This window comes from Marinitenerispora sediminis (assembly GCF_003336425.1).
GTDB lineage: Bacteria > Actinomycetota > Actinomycetes > Streptosporangiales > Streptosporangiaceae > Marinitenerispora > Marinitenerispora sediminis.
Genome location: NZ_QEIO01000290.1, coordinates 1 through 2,090 on the forward strand (window position 1 = coordinate 1; position 2,090 = coordinate 2,090).

Annotated in this window: 1 protein-coding gene; it reads left to right on the plus strand. The window is 79.0% G+C overall.

All coding sequences use genetic code 11. The features are described from left to right. Positions 1-1,943 (plus strand): hypothetical protein (locus DEF28_RS27780; protein WP_199493562.1); only part of this gene is annotated, 1,943 nt, incomplete at its 5' end. Positions 1,944-2,090 lie beyond the last annotated feature (147 nt).

Below are 2,090 nucleotides of genomic sequence, written 5' to 3' on the forward strand. Positions count from 1 at the left end.
ACCTGGGCACCGCCCCGCCGGCCGCCGCGCCCGGCCGCGGCACCGCCGGCCCGGCCGCCCCGGACGAGGAGGCCGAGCCCGCCCCGCGCGAACTGCCCGCCGTCGCCGCCGGGCCGCGCCGCTCCGAGCGTGCCACCGCCTACGCACGGATCGCCGCCACCGCCCGCGCCGCCGCCGACCTGGCCTCCGGCTCCCGAGAGGCCGTCGCAACCTTCGACACCACCCACACCCGCGACCTCGCCGACCAGCTGGGCCGCCTCTCCGCGACCGCCCTGCGCGCCGCGTGGAGCAGCGAGCAGTGGTGCTCCGCCCGCGCCGAGGAGCTCCGCGACCTCGCCGACGTGCCCGACCTCATCGCCACCGACGGCACCTGGAGCGTCCACTGGGAGACCGGCGCCACCCCCGCCTCCGTCTACTCCCGGGCGAACCCGCCCACGGGCGTCCTCGCACTCGACCGCCAGCTCTACGGCCGCGCCACCCGGACCGCCACCCTGAGCTACACCCCCCACCCCGGCGCCCGCCGGCCCCGGCCGGGCGAGCGCGTCTGCCGGGGCCGGGGCGGCCCCCGGTCCCTCACCGACGTCGCCGACCTGCTCGACGCACGCGGTCCGGCACCCGGCCGCATCGACGCCGTACGCGCCTTCGCCGCCGCCACCGGGCTCGGAACGGTTCACGCCGCGCTCCTGCTGTCCCCCTGCGTGGACTTCACCTGGGACAACACCAACAGCCGCGTCTGGCAGGCCGACCACCACCACTTCACCGAGCTCGGACTCACCCCGGCCCGGATCCACACCGCCTACCTCCTGGTGTCCGCCCTCACCGACGAGACCGAGCACCAGGAGCTCCTGGACGCCGCCATGCCCGCCGACCCCGCCGAGCTGTGGAGCGGCGGAGCCGACGCCGCCGCGGCCGCCGCGCGCTGGCTGGCGCGGCACCCCGCGACCGAGCACCTCGCGGAGCACCTCTGGGAGGAGGTCGTCCTCGACCACACCCCGTTCGCGCGCCGCCGCCCCGCCTTCCTCGCCCTGCTCGCCCCCGACGGCACGCCCACCGTGGAGGGAGCGCTGCCCGCGGCGGCGTCACTCGGCTACCGGCTCACCCCCGGCACACCGCCCGCCCGCACCGCCGCCGCGCACCTGCGGCGGCTGCGCGCGACCTGCGGCGAGCCCGCCACCCAGGTGCTCATCGGCGACCTGCACTCCGTCGCCCGGATCGAGGAGGCCGCCGGGGCGACGGCCCTGCGCTCGGCCGCGGGACGGCTCGCGGTCGGCCCCGCCCTCGAACTCGCCCCCGCCGGCGGCGGATACCACCTGTGGCTGCGCCCCGCCGCCCTCAGCGGCCCCGCCGACCCGCTGCTGGACCGCCTCGCGGAGCTGGAACCCGCCGCCCCGCCCGCGCGCGACCGGCGCTGGAACACGCCCGTACCGTCCTCCGCCGTAGCCGACGTGCGGTTCCTGCTCGCCGACGCCAGCGCGGACATCGCCGACCAGCTCGACACCCCGCCGGCGGCCGGCGGCCACCACCACGACCCGCTGCACTCGGCCCCCGACCTGGTGGCCGCACTCGCCCGGACCCGCGGCCTCAGCGAGGACGCCGCCCGCCTCTACCTCCAGCTCATCACGCTGCCCGACCCCGACGACCCGCGCGTCACCCGGTGGAACGGCTGGGACACGGCACGCCACGCGGCCGCCGCCGACGAGCTGCGCGGCAGCGGACTCGTCGTCGCCGAGGAGCGGCAGGGCGTCCAACGCACCCTCTTCGCCCCCGGACCGTGGACCGAGTCGACCTTCGCCGCCAGAGGCGTCGAAGCCGCCAAACTGTCCCGCATCCCCGGCGCCGGCCCCAGCCTGCGCGTCCACGTGCCCGCCGTACCCGTCCGCGGTCTCTTCCAGCGCGCCTGGACCGACACCGAACAGGACCGCGCGGCGGCCGCCGCCACCTGACCCGGCCGGGCACAGGCCCGGACGCCCGCGTCCGCGGTGCGAACACCGCGGACGCGGCCGGGGAGCGGACCTCCCCGCCCGGGACCGGCCGCGCGCCGTCGAGCGGCGGCGCCATCACGGCCGCCGCGCACGCACCCGCCCGGACCC